The sequence below is a fragment of the Pseudomonas sp. FG-3G genome (assembly GCF_901007645.1).
Lineage (GTDB): Bacteria > Pseudomonadota > Gammaproteobacteria > Pseudomonadales > Pseudomonadaceae > Aquipseudomonas > Aquipseudomonas rhizophila.
Window position 1 is genome coordinate 132,895 of sequence record NZ_CAAKGZ010000025.1, and the last position, 16,779, is coordinate 149,673.

Below are 16,779 nucleotides of genomic sequence, written 5' to 3' on the forward strand. Positions count from 1 at the left end.
CGAAAGTCAGCCCGATTACCACTGCAAGCTGATATCGCTTTGAAAAACACGTTCCTGGCCGGTGACAGGATCGATAAAACTCAACCCCTGGGCCAGCAGCTTGAGCGGGTTGGCGTAATCGTCCTCCACGTCCCGCAGCACGTCCGGGTAGAACGGATCGTTACAGATAGTCGCCCCGAGGGCATTCATATGCACTCGCAACTGGTGCTTCTTGCCCGTGACCGGAGACAGACCGTAGCGCCACAACTCGCCGTTCTTTTCCAGGACTTCGATGGCCGTTTCGGTATTGGGCTCGCCCGGCCCTTCCTGCATCCGGAAGAACGGCTCGCCATTGATCATTCGGCTCTTATGCACCCGAGGGAAGGTCATCTGAGGTAACGCAGGGGCTATGGCCTGGTAGCGTTTCTCGATTTTGCGCGTTGGAAACAGCGACTGATAAGCCGAACGGGTCTGCGGGTTGGCTGAAAACAGCACCAGCCCCGCCGTATGCCGGTCGATACGGTGCAAGGGCACCAGATGGGGATTGTCCAGACGTCGGATCAGACGTCGCAACAGGGTCTGCTCGACATACTCGCCCGCTGGAGTGACAGGCAGAAAATGCGGCTTGTCTGCTACCACCAGATGTTCGTCGGCATACAGAATCGATTCCACGACCGGGATCGGCTTCTCGTCAGGCACCTCACGAAAGTAGTGGATGCGCAGGCCTTCCCGGTACGGCAGGTCGGCAGCAATGGCCCTGCCCTCGCCGTCCAATACCCGCCCCCGGGTGATGCGGTCCAGCCACTGCTCGCGACTGATGGTGCTGAAATGCTCGCACAGGCACTCCAGCACCGTCTGCCAGGAGCCGGGCGGAAGATACAAGGTACTGGCCTGATGGTGAGCGGCGCAAAATGATGACCGGGACATTGAAAACTCTAATCCTTTGGCAGGGCGGCATTATCCGCCAGCCGCGCATGTCAGCCCAGCAATGATTGCTTCACGCCGGGATCGACGTCGTCTTTGCTGCCGCTTCAGTGAACTCTTTCAGCCAGCGCAGCACCTCCACCGCCTCCCAGCGACCCGGATCGTACAATGCATACAACAGACCCTGGTAACCCACCACATCCAGTTGCTTGTGGTAGCCGGCACGCTGGAACAGTGCTTCGATCTCGGCGAAGCAGGTGTTGAAATGCAGTTTGTTGAAGGGCGTCTTGCCTTCGGTTACCAGCCCGTCCAGGCGCAACTCCTGGACCGCCTCGCGCACAACGTCCACGGACATCCTGTTCACGCTGTTTTTCAGTTGTTCGACATTGACCAAGGGACGCACTCCAGATAGCTGTATGGGCATACAGTAACCGAAGAAGGGGATTTTCGCCAATGCCAGTGCCCGGACGCGACGTATGGCAGGCTTCAACTCAGGAAAGCGGCGACCTGATCAGCATCATCGAAAGGCCAATCCAGTTCCGCGCCCGTATCGATCCGGCGCAGGACCGGGATTCGCAGCCCATAACGTTCGGACAAAACCTCGCTCTCGGCGATATCCACCAGCTCCACCAACAATCCATGCTCGACGAAAGACATCAATACACCTTCGGCAACTTCACAAAGATGACAACCCAGGGTGCCGAACAACTGGCATTCAGGAGGCATGGCAGGTAGACCCACTAAAGAGAGACGGTCATTCTAGGCCCACCCTGCAAAACCGTCGAGCCGGGTAGAAAATCTGACAGTGCTTCGGTAAAACGCTGTGCAAATCATTGAGCGCCAATACTTTTCCGGCAATGCCCGTCGCTTATTTTCCTTCTACGCTGTGTGGCGCAAACCTTGAAACGGAGTACCCCTTGTTTGCCAATCTGCTGATCATTCTTGCCTCGTCCCTGGTGGTCATCGCCCTGTTCAGGCGACTGCGCCTGCCGCCGGTACTGGGTTATCTCTGTGTCGGTCTGGCGGTCGGCCCCACCGCCCTGGACTGGGTGAACGACAGCGAGGAACTGCCAGACCTGGCCGAGCTCGGGGTGGTTTTCCTGTTGTTCTCGTTGGGGCTGGAGTTCTCCCTGGCGAAGATGATCGAACTGCGCAGGGTCGTGTTCGGCCTTGGCAGCCTGCAGGTGCTGTGCTCAGGGATACTGCTGGGCAGTTTGCTGCTGCTCTTCGGCGCCCCACCTGTCGCCGCCATGCTGCTCGGCGCCGGGCTGGCCTTGTCCTCCACCGCTATTGTCAGCAAGGAGCTGACCAGCCTGGGGGAAATATTCAGCAGCCATGGCCAGAACGCAATCGGTGTGCTGCTGTTCCAGGATGTCGTCGCGGTGTTGCTGTTGACCCTCGTCCCCGTGTTCGCCGGCAGCAGCGAGCAACCATGGTACTGGGCGTTGCCCCTGACCCTGGGCAAGACCCTGGTGCTGTTCGGCGGTTTACTGCTGGCCAGTCGTCTGCTGCTGCCACGGCTGTTCCATGAAGTGGCCGAATCCCGGTCCGCTGAGCTGTTCGTGCTGCTGGCCCTGGTGATCGTATTGCTGACAGCGTGGCTGACCCATCTGCTGGGTCTGTCACCGGCCCTCGGGGCGTTTCTGGCGGGCATGTTGTTGGGGGAAAGCCATTACCGACATCAGATCGAGGCAGACATACGGCCGTTCCGCGACATTCTGCTGGGGCTGTTTTTCGTCAGCATCGGCATGCTGATCGATCTGCAGTTGTTTGTGGAGGACGGCTTGCTGATCCTCGGCTTGACCCTGGGATTGATGCTTATCAAAGGCTGCGTGGTCGCAGTGCTGGTGAAATGGCAAGGGGACGACGGCGAAACCTCCTGGCGTAGTGGCCTGGCCCTGGCCCAGGGCGGCGAATTCTGTTTTGCCCTGATGGCACTGATGCAGCAGAACCGCCTCATGCCCGCCGACATCAGCGGCCTGCTGCTGGCAGCGACCTTCTGCTCGATGCTGCTGACGCCACTGCTGTTGCGTGCCGCGCCGCGCATTGCTGCCCGCCTGCACCGCAAACCCAACGAAGAGGCACAGCTGGACCAGATAAGCGCACTCAACGCCGATTTGTCGGGTCATGTAGTCATTTGCGGGTATGGTCGCGTCGGCCAGTCAATCGGCAGGTTTCTACGCAGGGAACACCAGGCGTTCGTGGCCCTGGACGACGATCCAGTCATCATTCAGGAAGCCAGCGTCGGGGAAAGCTGCGTGCACTATGGAGATTCACGCCGGGGCGACCTGCTGGCCGCCGTCGGACTGAGTCGCGCCAAGCTGCTGGTGATCGCCGTGGACAAAACCGACATCGCCATCAGCGTGCTCAAGGAAGCCCGCCGGCTCAATCCCCAGGTGCCGATTCTGGTGCGTACCCGCGATGACAGCCAATTGGCGGAGTTGCAGGCTGCCGGGGCCAGCGAAGTGGTCCCGGAGCTGCTGGAGTCAAGCCTGATGCTGGCCTCCCACGCCCTGATCATGCTCGGGCTGCCGAACCAGCAGGTCCAGCAGCATGTGGATCAGGTCCGCCACGACCGCTATCGCTTGCTACACGGTTTTTATCCTGGGAATCAGGACAAAGAGCCTTAGGATCAGTCCTGACTGACCGCGCCGATCTTGTGGATCGAAAGGTCGGCGCCGTAATACTCCTGCTCCTGAGTCAGCCGCAGTCCCACCACAGCCTTGATCGCACCATAGACCGCGAACCCGCCGCACAGGGCAACGACAACGCCCAGCGTGGTGCCGATCAGTTGGCTGATCAAACTGACCCCGCCCAGGCCGCCCAGAGCGCTCTGGCCGAAGATCCCGCAAGCAATGCCGCCCCAGACACCACACAACCCGTGGAGCGGCCAGACACCGAGCACATCGTCGATCTTCCACTTGCCCTGGGCCGCGGTGAAAAACCAGACAAACAAGGCACCGGCGATAGCTCCGGTCACGAGTGCGCCGATCGGGTGCATCAGGTCCGAACCGGCACAGACCGCTACCAGCCCGGCCAACGGACCGTTGTGCAGAAAGCCGGGGTCATTGCGTCCGACGACCAACGCCGCCACGGTACCGCCGACCATGGCCATCAATGAATTGATCGCCACCAACCCGCTCACCGCCGGCAGCGTCTGGGCGCTCATCACGTTGAAGCCGAACCAGCCGACAATCAGGATCCACGACCCCAAGGCCAGGAAAGGAATACTCGATGGCGCGAACGCCACCAGGCGACCGTCGCGGTAACGGCCGTTACGCGGCCCCAGCAAGAGCACGGCCGCCAGCGCCAGCCATCCGCCCATGGCATGCACGACCACCGAACCGGCAAAATCATGAAAGCCGGCGCCGAACTGGGCTTGCAACCAGGCCTGCAGGCCGAAATTGCCGTTCCAGACCACGCCTTCGAAGAATGGATACACAAACGCGACGATCAACACCGTGGCACACAACTGAGGGGCAAATCGGGCACGCTCGGCAATACCGCCGGAAATGATCGCCGGGATCGCGGCGGCGAACGTCAACAGGAAGAAAAACTTCACCAGGCTGTAACCATGATCGACGTTGAGCGCCGCAGCAGGTTGCAGGAAGGTCACGCCGTAGGAAACCCAGTAGCCCACGAAGAAATAGGCCAGGGTGGAGACGGCGAAATCACTGAGAATTTTCGACAGTGCATTGACCTGGTTCTTCTGTCGGACAGTTCCCACTTCAAGGAACGCGAAACCGGCGTGCATCGCCAGAACCATGACCGCACCGAGCAAAATGAACAGCGTGTTGGAGCTATGGACCAGAGTGTCCACAGCGCTTTGCATATTTTCCATGGTTGGCAGACCTGAAAAGTTGAAAAAAGCACCAAACCGGTTCGCCCGCCCAGACGACGCACCAAGTCGAGACATCTCATCTGACTACCGAAAAACCGATGAACCGAATGAGTGCACAAAAAATCGACAATGCGGTGTTGCGCTTGGAGTGCTTCGCGGATTTTGTTTTTCTGGGTTAAGGTTTTGCGGGCTGACGCCCAGCTTCAGCGCACAGGCGCAGGGGGACGCACCAGTACATGGCAAAACCCTGAGCAAAAGTTGTACCAGTCAGTTTCACTGAACCTTCCGGTATGGCTCATACTCGAACGCTTCAGACGTCACTTACGGAGATTCCCCCATGGCCAGAACCCAGGCAAAGACTGCTCAAGAAATCCTGATGGAAGATTTTCAGACGCTGGTCAGCGACACCGAACGGCTGTTGGATCACACCGCGACACTGGCTGGCGACCAGGCCGATGAGCTGCGCAGTCAGATCCATGAAACCCTTCTGCGCGCCCGCGAGACCCTGAAGTTGACCGAAGACTCGGTGCGTGAGCGCGGCCAGGCGGCGGTGATCGCCACCGAGGAATACGTTCAGGCCAATCCTTGGCAATCCGTCGGCATCGCAGCCGGCGTGGGCTTTCTGATCGGCCTGCTGGCGACACGGCGCTAATGATGGGCATTGACGAATCCGGCTCGTCCGAAGCGGGCACACAACCTACAGCACGCCGCCTGGGCGCCGCGTTCCTTGGCTTGCTGCACAGTCATGTCGAATTGTTCGGCATCGAATTGCAGGAACAGAAAGCACGCACAGTCAGCCTGTTGTTGTTCGCCGGGCTGGCGCTGGTATTTGCGTTGTTGCTACTGGTGGGGCTGTCGGCGCTGGTACTGATCCTGGTATGGGATACCTATCGTCTGGCGGGGATTATTGGCTTGTGCCTGTTTTATCTGCTGGCCGCCCTGTTCTGCGGCCTGCGACTCAAAGCAGCGATCTATGACGAGTCCTCCCCTTTCCATGCCACTTTGGAAGAATTGGCCAACGACCGGGAGCGCCTGTTGCCATGAGCCTGCCTGATATTCCTCAAGCCCGGACCCGCCAGGAAATGCGCAAGGCGCTGGTACGTCTGCGCATGGAAATGCACCGACAGGAAATCCGCCAGGAAACCCGTCAACTGTTGCAACCTCTGCAGCGGGTGCGCGGTTTCACGCAGAGTTGGCACGAGGGCTTCGGCATCAAGCATGCCCCGCTCTGGGGTGTGGCGGCGGTGTCCTTGCTCGGTTTTCTCACCGGCAAACGGACCCGTAGCGGCCGCACCAGCAGCCTGACGGGACTGATCCGGCTGGCAACGACCCTGCTGCCGCTCATCAAGCTGGCCAAAAGTGTGCGCAAACCCTGACGCAGCAATAGCCTATAGGCCTTGCGAGGTGCCCCGTGAACCGCGAAGCTAGGACATCGACCTTATCAAACGGAGCAACCAGCCTTGGATTGGCACACCCTGCTGACTCGCGAGCGCCTCGGGAAAACGCTGCACAGCCCGGAAGAGTTGGGCCGCAGCCCGTTCCACAAAGACCATGACCGCATCATTTTTTCCGGCGCGTTCCGGCGCCTGGGACGCAAGACCCAGGTGCATCCGGTCTCCAGCAACGACCACATCCACACACGCCTGACCCATTCGCTGGAAGTCAGTTGCGTCGGACGCTCCCTGGGCATGCGCGTGGGAGAAACCATCCGCAGCGCCCTGCCTGAGTGGTGCGAGCCAAGTGACCTGGGCATGGTGGTGCAATCGGCCTGCCTGGCCCATGACATCGGCAACCCGCCATTCGGTCATTCCGGTGAAGACGCCATCCGCTATTGGTTCCAGCAGGCCGCCGGCCGCGGTTGGCTCGACGCCATGACCGAGGCCGAGCGCAACGACTTTCTCAATTTCGAAGGCAACGCCCAGGGGTTCCGGGTGCTCACCCAGCTTGAATATCACCAGTTCGACGGTGGTACGCGGTTGACCTATGCCACCCTCGGCACTTACCTCAAATACCCCTGGACCGCCCGTCACGCGGATTCCCTGGGCTACAAGAAGCACAAGTTCGGTTGCTACCAGAGCGAACTGCCGTTGCTGGAACAGATCGCCCACAAGCTCGGCCTGCCTCAGCTCGAAGACCAGCGCTGGGCACGGCATCCGCTCGTTTACCTGATGGAAGCGGCCGATGACATCTGCTACGCGCTGATCGACCTGGAAGACGGCGTGGAAATGGAGCTGCTGGAATACCCGCAAGTGGAGTCGCTGCTTCTGGACCTGGTGGGCGACGATCTCCCGGACACTTACCGTCAACTGGGACCACTGGACTCGCGAAGACGCAAACTGGCGATCCTGCGGGGCAAGGCCATCGAACATCTGACCAACGCCGCAGCCAGGGCTTTCGTCGAGCAGCAGCAAGCATTGCTGGCCGGTACGCTGCCAGGGGACCTGGTGGAACAAATGCATGGCCCAGCCAAACGTTGCGTATTGAATGCCAAGGACATGGCGCGCAAGAAGATCTTCCAGGACAAGCGCAAGACCCTGCATGAGATCGGCGCCTACACCACGTTGGAAATCCTGCTCAACGGATTTTGCGGCGCCGCCCTGGAGCAACATGGCGGTCGCACGCCTTCGTTCAAGAATCGGCGAATTCTCGACCTGCTGGGTAACAACGCGCCCGATCCGAACGGTTCGTTGCATGGTGCATTCTTGCGGATGATCGATTTTATCGCCGGGATGACCGACAGCTACGCCAGCGAAATGGCTCAGGAGATGACGGGCCGTACTCGCCAATGAGAGGGCGTCGGCGGCAAGCCTGGATGCGAAGGCACAGTCATTGAGGTTTGGCAGGCCCGCCCCACGGGGCGGGGTAAACGGCAATGAAGCGTCGTACTCGTTTCTGAAAAGTCGATGACCTGCCATTTAATACTGAATAAAACCCTTGCTCTATTTGTTTGTATAAACAACATCCTGAAAGAAATCTCCCCTTCAAAACGGGCAATAATTCCCCTTCCTAGTTCATTCACCTACTAAAAACCCAATCACACCGTAGTACCCCGCCTCTTTTTTTGTAGGAAACTTCTGAAATTGAATATGTATGCCTGTCTCCTCATACGACCCCGGCATTAACTGGGCTAAGGTGCGCGCTTTATTAAGCTCGTAGGGACTTTATTCATGAACTCCGTTTTCATTGTCGACGACCACCCGGTCATCCGCCTCGCCGTTCGCATGCTCCTGGAGCATGAGGGCTATAAAGTCGTAGGGGAAACTGACAACGGTGTGGATGCGATGCAAATGGTGCGCGAATGCATGCCGGACCTGGTCATTCTGGACATCAGCATCCCCAGGCTTGACGGGCTGGAAATTCTCTCACGGTTCAACGCCATGACCACGCCCCTTAAAACATTGGTGCTCACCGCTCAGTCCCCAACGCTTTTCGGTATCCGGTGCATGCAATCCGGTGCCTCGGGATACGTTTGTAAACAGGAAGACCTCAGCGAACTGGTCAGTGCAATCAAGGCCGTTTTGTCCGGTTATAACTATTTCCCCAGCCAGGCACTGAACCCGGTCCGCCAGGATGATCCTCGCAGCATAGAGCTGGATTTGTTCAAGAGCGTCAATGACCGAGAGTTGATGGTGCTGCAACTTTTTGCTCAGGGCCGCACCAATAAGGAAATAGCCAAAGGTATGTTTCTCAGTAATAAGACCGTCAGCACTTACAAAAAAAGATTGATGCAAAAACTCAAGGTCAAGTCCCTGGTAGAACTGATTGAAATGGCGAAGCGCAACGCGCTGGTGTGAGAAAAGACCGGATGCTCAAATGCATAAATAGATGCCTCCTGCTATTAAGCGCGGGGTTATATGCGCACGTCCTCATGGCGACGCCGGGCACGCCCGAGCACTACACGCTTTTGGGTCGTTCGACGGCGGCTCATGTCGAGGTCCTGCTGGATGACGCTCACCGTAGCCTGTTACAGGACCGGCAGGAATTGGTACTGGGAACGTCTGCCCCTGATTATCCGCCCTTCGATCTGTCCACCAGCGGGCAAGACTACGAGGGCATGACTGCCGACTACGCCGGCGTCATCGCCAGGGCGATCGGTCTGCCAATGCGGGTTTTGCGTTTCGCTTCCCGGGACGAGGCCATTGCTGCCCTCAAGAATGGAAAAATCGACCTGCTCGGCACCGCCAATGGTTTCGAAGCTCGCACCCCCGGCATTGTGCTATCGACCCCTTATGCAGTGGACCAGCCCGTTCTCGTCACCCGGACGAATGAAAGCCGTTCCCTGACCGAAGATCTCCAGGGATTGCGGCTGAGCATGGTTTATCACTACCTGCCGCTGCGGGAAATCGAAAAGCTTTACCCCAAGGCAATCATCAGCACCTACCCCTCCTACCAGAACGCCATAAACGCCGTCGCTTTCGGCCAGGCGGATGTCTTTCTCGGCGATACCATTTCCACCCACTACATGATCAGCAAGGGTTACCTGAGCAACATCCGCATGGCCAGCTTCGGCAAGCATGAGTCCTATGGATTCGGTTTCGCGGTTCGAAGTCACGATACCCGGCTGCTGGAGGCCATCAATGCCACGCTGAACCAGATTTCCATCACCGAGCAAGCGGCCATTTCCAAACGCTGGAGCGCTGGCAGCGACTTGTATCTCACGGAACACAAGATACAACTGACCGCCCGGGAGCAACGCTGGCTGGCACGGCACCCGGTGGTGCGAGTCGTGGTCAACGAAACCGCGGCGCCCTTCACTTTTTTCGACTCCGATGGTGACTTTCGCGGCATCAGTGCCGACCTGCTGGAACTGATCCGGTTGCGCACCGGCATCCGCCTGGAGATCCAGCGCACTCAGAATGACAGCGAAATGATTGCCGCGGTCCTGAACGGTCAGGCCGACATGATTGCAGCGCTTTTGCCGAGCAGCGCGCGGCAGCAACAGTTGAAGTTCAGCCGCCCCTACGTCGACAGCTCATTCGTCCTGCTGACCCGCAAGCAAGCCGACACCCCGGCAACCCTCGACCAGTTCGGGGACCGAAGCCTGGCCATCACTCAAGGCAATCCGGTCATTGAATGGCTACGCAGCCAGTATCCGGACATCAAGATCATCGAAACCGACGACCCTCTCCATGCCGTTGAAATGCTCGCCAAGGGCCAGATCGATGGCAGCGTGAACTCTCTGGTCATGGCCAACTACTTCATCTCGTCGCACTCGTTGCGAGACACCTTGCAAATCAGCAGCACCGTAGGAACCCGCCAGGCCATGTTCTCGTTGGCCACTGCCAAAGACGCCGTGGAGCTGAACTCCATTCTCGACAAAGCCCTCACCAGCATCGACCCGGACGAACTGGGCGTGATCAATAATCGTTGGCGAGGTTACGTGTCGGCATCGGAACACGCGTGGCGCACCTATAACCGCCTGTTTTTCCAGATCGTCGCCGGCGTCGGCCTCTTGTTGCTGCTGTCGCTGGCATGGAATGCCTACATGCAGCGCCAGATCAGGCAACGTCAACGGGCGGAGCTGGCCCTCAATGACCAGCTTGAGTTCATGCACTCACTGCTCAACGGCACCCCTCACCCGATCTACGTCAGAGATCGCAACGGTTTCCTGCAAAGTTGCAATGACAGTTACCTGCAGACGTTCAACGTGAAACGCGAAGAGGTCATCGGCAAGAACGTCATGCCTGGGTCCATGAGCAATGCTTTCGAAGCGCAGGAGTACCAGGCGGACTATCAGCGGGTCATGGCCGAAGGCACTCCGCTGGTCCTGGATCGCCCGTTACATATCGGGGCTGACAAGCTGACCATCTACCATTGGATTCTCCCCTATCGCAACTCAAACGCCGAAGTACAGGGCATCATTGGCGGCTGGATCGACATCAGCGAACGACGCCAGCTGTTCGACGAACTGCGCGCCGCCAAGGAGCGGGCCGACAATGCGAACCGCGCCAAAAGCACGTTTCTGGCGACCATGAGCCATGAGATCCGCACCCCCATGAACGCGGTGATCGGCATGCTGGAGCTGGCTTTGAAACATGCCGACAAGGGCCATCTGGACCGTTCGACCATAGAAGTGGCGTATGAATCGGCTTCCGGCATGCTCGAGCTGATCGGCGACATCCTGGACATTGCACGGATCGAGTCAGGTCACCTGAGCCTGGCGCCCGAGCGGGTCAATCTCAGGGCCTTGCTGCAATCGGTCATACGGGTTTTCGAAGGCGTTGCTCGACAGAAGAACCTGGCATTGTCGCTGCTGTTCGACCCGGCCGAAGGCAACCCGGACGTCCTGATAGACCCCTTGCGATTCAAACAGGTGCTCTCGAACCTGATCAGCAATGCCCTCAAATTTACCGAACAGGGTCAAGTTCAAATCAAGGTCCAACTGTCTCCGGCCGCCCCGGATGACACCCTGCACATGCAACTGGAGGTCAGCGACAGCGGCATCGGCATCAGTGCGGCAGACCTGCAACGTCTGTTCGAGCCGTTTTCCCAGGTCGACAACACCGGCCGGATGGCGCGAACGGGCGCAGGACTTGGCCTGGTGATCAGTCGCAACCTGTGTCAGATGATGGGCGGCAGTCTGCACATGAGCAGTGAGCCGGGCGTCGGCACCCGGGTCCAGATTTCACTGCAACTGACTACCCTGGCGCCCACCACGGTTTGCGTGCTCCCGGAACCTGTCGTTGAAACGGCCACGGCCGCCTTGAGCGTTCTGGTCGTGGATGACCATCCGGCCAATCGCTTGTTGATGTCGCAGCAACTGGAGTACCTGGGTCATCACCATCAGGTCGCCCATGATGGCGCACAAGGACTCAAAGCCTGGCATGAAGGGGATTTCGACCTGGTCATCGCCGATTGCAACATGCCCATCATGAGTGGCTACGAACTGGCCAGTTCGATTCGTCGCCATGAGTGCGAACGCGAACTGCCGCGCTGCACCATCCTGGGGTTTACCGCCAACGCACAACCGGAGGAAAAACAACGCTGCCAGGACGCCGGAATGGACGACTGCCTGTTCAAACCGATCAGCCTGAGCGCCCTGAGCCAGTGGATGAAAACAGTCAGATCCACCAGCCGGCCCAAGACTTTCAATGTGCAAAGCTTGCAGACCTTGACCGGTGGCAACCCCTTGTCCATCCGGCGCCTGTTGGAAGAACTGCTCAGCAGCAATCGCTCGGACCGCCGGGAGTTGCTCGATATTGCCCGCAGTGGGGACCGACAGGCACTGACCGAGGCCGCGCACAAAATAAAAGGCGTCGCCCGAATCGTGCAGGCGACCTCGTTGATACAAAGATGTGAGGCGCTGGAACACGCCTGCCACCAGGCACAGGGTGCGCAACCCATTGGCGAATGTACCGAGGCGCTCGACCAGGCCATGACCGAACTGGAGCGCGCCCTGGAAACAGAGATCGCCAAGGCAAAATAATCCAGCGTTTACTATGCTGATCGCTCAGCAGTGCGCACCAGGGGCGTTCTCGATTGGTTTCCCCCGGCGCGGCAGGGAATGAGTTGGGAACGCCCACCAACACTTGGAGTGACTGCAATGCCCAGCGCACCGCGTCCGCAACAACGCCGGTTCCCCTTGCACGTACACATCAGCGTGATGTTTACGTTGCTCCTGCTGCTGACCGGTGTGGTGCTAGGCATTTTCAACTATCGCCAGACCACGCAAATCATCCTGTCCAGCAGTGAAAAACTGTTCAACCGCATCGAGCAGGACGTACGCCTGGATTTGTATGACACCTATGAACCCATCCGCCACCTGTTGGGTCTGCTAGCCGATTACCCGGCGACACGTGAACCCAGGATCGCTCAGCGCCTGGCCCTGCTCGCCCCCTTCAGCCAGGCGCTGCGGGACAACCCGAACCTGGCGTCGCTGTACCTGGGCGACAGCAATGGCGACTTCCTGATGGTCCGTCCCTTGCGTACCGAAGCCCTGAAGACCGCGCTGAAAGCACCGGCCAACGCGGCCTACCAGGTCTGGACCGTGGATAGGACAGCTACCCCCGGCCAGGTTCGTGCCCAGTCGCTGTTCTACGACCAGAGCCTGACGCTCGTCAGCCGTCAGGACATTGCCGACGAATCCTACGATCCGCGCAACCGAGGCTGGTTTCGCAGCGCGCTGGGAAGCGCCGAGCAAATCACCACCGAACCCTACGTATTCTTCTCCACCCAAAACCTGGGCACCACCCTCGCCCGGCGCAGTGGCGAACAGGCGGTCATCGCTGCCGACCTGACCCTGGCGTCCCTGTCCCAGACCCTGGCCAAGCACAGGGTGACCGCCGGCACCGAAATTGTGCTGCTCGACCCCCAGGGCAATACAGTCGCCTACCCCGACAGTCATCGGCTGATCACCGACACCCAGTCGGCACGCCTGATCAAGGCCCGCGACCTCAGCCCGGCCATCGCCGCCGCACTCGACGACAACACCGACACCCCACGCCTGGAGGCTGGTGGACGCCAATGGATCGTTTCGCGCAGCCACATGCAGGAAGGCGGGCCGCAGGGCCTGGAACTGGCGTTGCTGGTCCCTGAGGATGAGTTGCTGGCCGATGCCTATCGCATGCGCTGGCAAGGCGCACTGATTACCCTCGCCACTCTGCTCCTGTGCCTGCCCCTGGGCTGGTTGACCTCCAGGATTCTGGTCAAGCCCCTGCGCGCACTGGTGCAGGAGGCGGACGCCATTCGCAGCTTCGATTTCAACTACCCGGTGTCCCGTCGCTCCCCCGTGCTGGAGGTCGATCAGTTGGGCGTCTCGATGGCGCGAATGAAAGAGACCCTGGCAAGCTTCTTCGAAATCACCGCCAGTCTGCGCGCCGAAACCCGCTTTGCCCCGTTGCTGGAGCGGGTGCTGTTCGAAACAGTGAAAATCGGCCAGGCCCAGGCCGGCCTGATTTACCTGCGCGAGAACGATGACGATCAGGTCAGGCCCTATGGGTTGGTCATTGATGGAAGGCCTCGGGACCTTGCTGCCTTCGGCTTGCAAGGTCATGCGCTCAAGGCACAGGACAGCCCGCCATGGCTGCAGCAACTGGACGCCTCGGACAACCTCGTCACCTCGTTGGGCTTCGAGCAGGTCGGCGACCTCAAGAGTGTCCTGCTGGCACTGGATGCGCCACGGGTTCACCTGATCGGCATCCGCCTGCGCAATCGTCACCAGGAAACCGTCGGGGTTCTGGTGTTGCTGATAACCGACAGCGGCACCGAAGCCGACCTGGAAAAACTGCAGCCAGACCGCATCGCCTTCCTGCAGGCCGTGTCCGGCGCCGCCACCGTGAGCATTGAAGGCCAGCGCCTGCAAGCCCGGCAAAAACAACTGCTCGATTCGTTCATTCAACTGCTGGCTGGGGCGATCGATGCCAAGAGTCCTTACACCGGCGGTCATTGCCAGCGGGTGCCAGCCCTGACGCTGATGCTCGCCCAGGCCGCCGCTGCCAGCCAGGCGTCGGCATTCCAGGCCTACCGTCCCACGGAAGATGAGTGGGAAGCGCTGCACATCGCCGCCTGGCTGCACGATTGCGGCAAGGTCACCACACCCGAATACGTGGTCGACAAAGCCACCAAACTGGAAACCCTGAACGACCGGATCCACGAGATCCGCACGCGCTTCGAGGTGCTCAAGCGCGACGCCTGGGTCGATTATTGGCAGGCCCTGGCAACGGGTGGCGAGCCGTCATCCCTGGCCCAGCGACGCGACGCCACACTGGCCAGCCTCGATGACGACTTTGCCTTCGTCGCCCGCTGCAACCTCGGCTCCGAGGCCATGGCCGACGCCGACCTGCAACGCTTGCAAGATATCGCCCAACGCCCCTGGACCCGGACCCTGGATGACCGCCTGGGGGTTTCCTGGGAAGAGAACCGGCGCCAGGCACGCACGCCCAAGCCTGCGCTTCCAGTCACTGAACGGTTGTTGGCGGACAAGCCCGAGCACCTGCTGGAGCGGTACGAAGCCGAGCTGATCCCGACAGACAACCCGTGGGGGTTCCAGCTCGACGTGCCGCCCTGGAAGTACAACCGCGGCGAGCTTTACAACCTCAGCATCAAACGAGGCACGCTGACGCGTGAAGAGCGTTACGTCATCAACCATCACATGGTGCAAACAATCCTGATGCTCAGCCAGTTACCCTTTCCCAGCCATTTGGGCAACGTGGCGGAGATCGCTGGCGGGCATCACGAGAAGATGGACGGCACGGGATATCCCAAGCGGCTCAAACGCGAGGAGATGAGCCTGCCGGCACGCATGATGGCGATTGCGGACATTTTCGAAGCACTGACGGCTGCCGATCGTCCTTACAAGAAGGCCAAGAAACTGAGTGAAGCCCTGGGCATCATGGCCACCATGTGCCGTGACGCCCACATCGATCCAGAGCTGTTCGGGCTGTTCATCGATGAAAAGATCTACCTGAGCTACGCCAACCAGTTTCTCGATCCGCGCCAGATCGATGAAGTCGACCCGGACAGCCTGCTGGACAAGGCCGGACTGAAGGCATGAAAGCCGCCGTTGTAGGCGCTGCCGAGCCGAACGCGGTCCGAGCTTTGGCCAACTGCTACGGCAAGCGGGTCAGCAGTCTGTCAGGCGCAGGAAGATATCGGCCAGTTGCTCGATACCGGCCCGGTCATGCTCGGTAAAACGTGCCAGTTTCGGACTGTCCAGGTCGAGCACGCCGATCAGGCGCCCGCCCTTGACCAGCGGCACCACCAGTTCGCTGTTCGACGCGCTGTCGCAGGCGATATGCCCGGCAAAGGCATGGACGTCTTCAACACGCTGAGTCTGGCGGGTCGCCGCCGCTGTCCCGCACACACCACGGCCAAAGGGAATTCGCACGCAGGCGATCTGCCCCTGGAATGGGCCCAGCACCAGTTCTTCGTTGCGATTGAGGTAAAAGCCGGCCCAGTTCAAGTCGTCCAACTGACTGAACAGAAAGGCCGAAAACTGCGCGGCATTGGCGATGAAGTCCCGCTCATCGGCCAGCAAGGACTCAAGCTGTGCCGCTAACAAGCCATAGCCGTCGAGACCTTCGCCCGTGCCTTTCAAATCGATCATGCCTTATTCTCCAGAAGTTTGAGGCCCACCCAATATCGGGCAAACTGATAAGCGCAACGTCCGTTGCGGTTGCCGCGCCCGGTGGCCCAACGCACTGCCTGCACATCCAGCGCTTCATCACGCTGCCAGGCCAGCCCGGCCTTGGCCGCCAGCTCGCCGATCCAGTGCTCCACCACGTTGAGGAAATGCTCCTGGGTAAACGGATAAAACGACAGCCACAACCCGAAACGGTCAGACAGGGCGATCTTGTCCTCCACGGCCTCGCTGGGGTGAAGCTCGCCATCGACCCGCTTCCAGTTCTCGTTGTCGCTTTCCTTTTCCGGCACCAGGTGACGGCGGTTGGAGGTGGCGTACAACAGCACGTTGTCCGGCGCCTGTTCCAGAGACCCGTCCAACACGCTTTTAAGAACGCGGTAATCGCCCTCCCCGGACTCGAACGACAGGTCATCGCAGAACAGCACAAAGCGCTGCGGCAGCTTTGCGATTTGTTCGACCACCCGCGGCAGATCGGCCAGGTGATCGCGCTCGATCTCGATCAACCGCAAGCCATGCTGGGCATGTTCGGCCAGCAACGCGCGCACCAGAGACGACTTGCCAGTGCCACGCGAGCCCCACAGCAACGCATGGTTGGCCGGCATGCCATCGATGAACTGGCGGGTGTTGCGACCCAGCTGTTCAACCTGACGATCCACGCCAATCAGGTCCGACAGGCGCATGTCGAGGCTGACTTCAAGCGGCAGCAGGTAACCACTGCGCCCGTCGCGCTGCCAACGGGCCGCCAGCGTTCGGGTCCAATCGATAGCCGGCCGTGGAGCAGGCAACAAGGGCTCTATGCGAGCCAGCACCGCATCGGCACGCTCAAGAAAAGCATTCAATCGAGAGTCCATGTCTTCTCCTCGGACAGGTTCACAGTGATGATGGCGCTACAGCGACGAAACGCCGTACCCAATGGCGGGTCTATCCCACACAACATAAACCGGCTGCATCGGTA

At 59.7% G+C, this 16,779-nt stretch carries 14 protein-coding genes; 8 read left to right on the forward strand and 6 right to left on the reverse strand.

What is annotated here, in order from left to right; genetic code table 11:
- Positions 1–15: 15 nt before the first annotated feature.
- The 3 genes from PSEUDOMOFG3G_RS17905 to PSEUDOMOFG3G_RS17915 all read right to left on the reverse strand — a co-directional run bounded on the left by PSEUDOMOFG3G_RS17905 (position 16) and on the right by PSEUDOMOFG3G_RS17915 (position 1,629).
- Positions 16–906, reverse strand: a complete 891-nt coding sequence (locus PSEUDOMOFG3G_RS17905) for a pseudouridine synthase (protein ID WP_139050758.1) — start codon at positions 904–906, stop codon at positions 16–18.
- Between the two features lie 70 nt (positions 907–976).
- Positions 977–1,297 carry a transcriptional regulator gene (locus PSEUDOMOFG3G_RS17910; protein ID WP_047226389.1) on the reverse strand — a complete coding sequence of 107 codons (321 nt, stop codon included), beginning with the start codon at positions 1,295–1,297 and terminating at the stop codon, positions 977–979.
- Positions 1,298–1,389: 92 nt separating this feature from the next.
- The gene (locus PSEUDOMOFG3G_RS17915) at positions 1,390–1,629 is read right to left on the reverse strand and encodes a glutaredoxin family protein (RefSeq protein ID WP_047226388.1); all 240 of its coding nucleotides are present in this window, start codon (positions 1,627–1,629) and stop codon (positions 1,390–1,392) included.
- 191 nt (positions 1,630–1,820) lie between these two features.
- On the opposite strand from PSEUDOMOFG3G_RS17915, the gene PSEUDOMOFG3G_RS17920 reads away from it, so the two are divergent.
- Complete coding sequence (locus tag PSEUDOMOFG3G_RS17920) at positions 1,821–3,533, forward strand: monovalent cation:proton antiporter-2 (CPA2) family protein (protein WP_047226387.1); 1,713 nt, start codon at positions 1,821–1,823, stop codon at positions 3,531–3,533.
- A gap of 2 nt (positions 3,534–3,535) precedes the next feature.
- Here PSEUDOMOFG3G_RS17920 and PSEUDOMOFG3G_RS17925 read toward each other — a convergent pair whose 3' ends face one another.
- Positions 3,536–4,744, reverse strand: coding sequence for an ammonium transporter (locus tag PSEUDOMOFG3G_RS17925; RefSeq protein ID WP_047226386.1), 1,209 nt, complete (start codon positions 4,742–4,744; stop codon positions 3,536–3,538).
- Between the two features lie 337 nt (positions 4,745–5,081).
- Between PSEUDOMOFG3G_RS17925 and PSEUDOMOFG3G_RS17930 the strand changes: the two genes are divergently transcribed.
- The 7 genes from PSEUDOMOFG3G_RS17930 (at position 5,082) to PSEUDOMOFG3G_RS17960 (ending at position 15,236) form a co-directional block, all read left to right on the forward strand.
- Positions 5,082–5,396, forward strand: a complete 315-nt coding sequence (locus PSEUDOMOFG3G_RS17930; protein WP_047226385.1) for a YqjD family protein — start codon at positions 5,082–5,084, stop codon at positions 5,394–5,396.
- A gap of 2 nt (positions 5,397–5,398) precedes the next feature.
- On the forward strand, positions 5,399–5,788 hold the full coding sequence (locus PSEUDOMOFG3G_RS17935) for a phage holin family protein (RefSeq protein WP_047226384.1): 390 nt from the start codon (positions 5,399–5,401) through the stop codon (positions 5,786–5,788).
- Positions 5,785–6,120, forward strand: a complete 336-nt coding sequence (locus tag PSEUDOMOFG3G_RS17940) for a hypothetical protein (RefSeq protein WP_047226383.1) — start codon at positions 5,785–5,787, stop codon at positions 6,118–6,120. The genes PSEUDOMOFG3G_RS17935 and PSEUDOMOFG3G_RS17940 overlap by 4 nt, the downstream gene beginning before the upstream one ends.
- An 84-nt stretch (positions 6,121–6,204) precedes the next feature.
- Complete coding sequence (locus tag PSEUDOMOFG3G_RS17945; RefSeq protein ID WP_139050759.1) at positions 6,205–7,533, forward strand: deoxyguanosinetriphosphate triphosphohydrolase; 1,329 nt, start codon at positions 6,205–6,207, stop codon at positions 7,531–7,533.
- Between the two features lie 378 nt (positions 7,534–7,911).
- Positions 7,912–8,538: a response regulator transcription factor gene (locus PSEUDOMOFG3G_RS17950; RefSeq protein WP_047226381.1), complete on the forward strand. Its 627-nt coding sequence runs from the start codon at positions 7,912–7,914 to the stop codon at positions 8,536–8,538.
- 11 nt (positions 8,539–8,549) lie between these two features.
- Positions 8,550–12,170 (forward strand): transporter substrate-binding domain-containing protein, encoded by a 3,621-nt coding sequence (locus PSEUDOMOFG3G_RS17955; RefSeq protein WP_171061396.1) that lies wholly within the window; start codon positions 8,550–8,552, stop codon positions 12,168–12,170.
- 117 nt (positions 12,171–12,287) lie between these two features.
- The gene (locus PSEUDOMOFG3G_RS17960; RefSeq protein ID WP_139050761.1) at positions 12,288–15,236 is read left to right on the forward strand and encodes an HD domain-containing phosphohydrolase; all 2,949 of its coding nucleotides are present in this window, start codon (positions 12,288–12,290) and stop codon (positions 15,234–15,236) included.
- A gap of 69 nt (positions 15,237–15,305) precedes the next feature.
- On the opposite strand, the gene PSEUDOMOFG3G_RS17965 is transcribed toward PSEUDOMOFG3G_RS17960, so the two are convergent.
- Together PSEUDOMOFG3G_RS17965 and PSEUDOMOFG3G_RS17970 are read right to left on the reverse strand one after the other, a co-directional pair.
- Positions 15,306–15,788 carry a GAF domain-containing protein gene (locus PSEUDOMOFG3G_RS17965; protein WP_047226378.1) on the reverse strand — a complete coding sequence of 161 codons (483 nt, stop codon included), beginning with the start codon at positions 15,786–15,788 and terminating at the stop codon, positions 15,306–15,308.
- On the reverse strand, positions 15,785–16,675 hold the full coding sequence (locus PSEUDOMOFG3G_RS17970) for an ATP-binding protein (RefSeq protein ID WP_047226377.1): 891 nt from the start codon (positions 16,673–16,675) through the stop codon (positions 15,785–15,787). Before PSEUDOMOFG3G_RS17970 ends, PSEUDOMOFG3G_RS17965 begins: the two co-directional genes overlap by 4 nt.
- Positions 16,676–16,779 lie beyond the last annotated feature (104 nt).

Coding starts and splice junctions, on each gene's coding strand:
- PSEUDOMOFG3G_RS17950 (WP_047226381.1), top strand. CDS start 7,912: ATGAACTCCGTTTTCATTGTCGACGACCACCCGGTCATCCGCCTCGCC.
- PSEUDOMOFG3G_RS17955 (WP_171061396.1), top strand. CDS start 8,550: ATGCTCAAATGCATAAATAGATGCCTCCTGCTATTAAGCGCGGGGTTA.
- PSEUDOMOFG3G_RS17940 (WP_047226383.1), top strand. CDS start 5,785: ATGAGCCTGCCTGATATTCCTCAAGCCCGGACCCGCCAGGAAATGCGC.
- PSEUDOMOFG3G_RS17930 (WP_047226385.1), top strand. CDS start 5,082: ATGGCCAGAACCCAGGCAAAGACTGCTCAAGAAATCCTGATGGAAGAT.
- PSEUDOMOFG3G_RS17915 (WP_047226388.1), bottom strand. CDS start 1,629: ATGCCTCCTGAATGCCAGTTGTTCGGCACCCTGGGTTGTCATCTTTGT.
- PSEUDOMOFG3G_RS17960 (WP_139050761.1), top strand. CDS start 12,288: ATGCCCAGCGCACCGCGTCCGCAACAACGCCGGTTCCCCTTGCACGTA.
- PSEUDOMOFG3G_RS17935 (WP_047226384.1), top strand. CDS start 5,399: ATGGGCATTGACGAATCCGGCTCGTCCGAAGCGGGCACACAACCTACA.
- PSEUDOMOFG3G_RS17905 (WP_139050758.1), bottom strand. CDS start 906: ATGTCCCGGTCATCATTTTGCGCCGCTCACCATCAGGCCAGTACCTTG.
- PSEUDOMOFG3G_RS17965 (WP_047226378.1), bottom strand. CDS start 15,788: ATGATCGATTTGAAAGGCACGGGCGAAGGTCTCGACGGCTATGGCTTG.
- PSEUDOMOFG3G_RS17970 (WP_047226377.1), bottom strand. CDS start 16,675: ATGGACTCTCGATTGAATGCTTTTCTTGAGCGTGCCGATGCGGTGCTG.
- PSEUDOMOFG3G_RS17925 (WP_047226386.1), bottom strand. CDS start 4,744: ATGGAAAATATGCAAAGCGCTGTGGACACTCTGGTCCATAGCTCCAAC.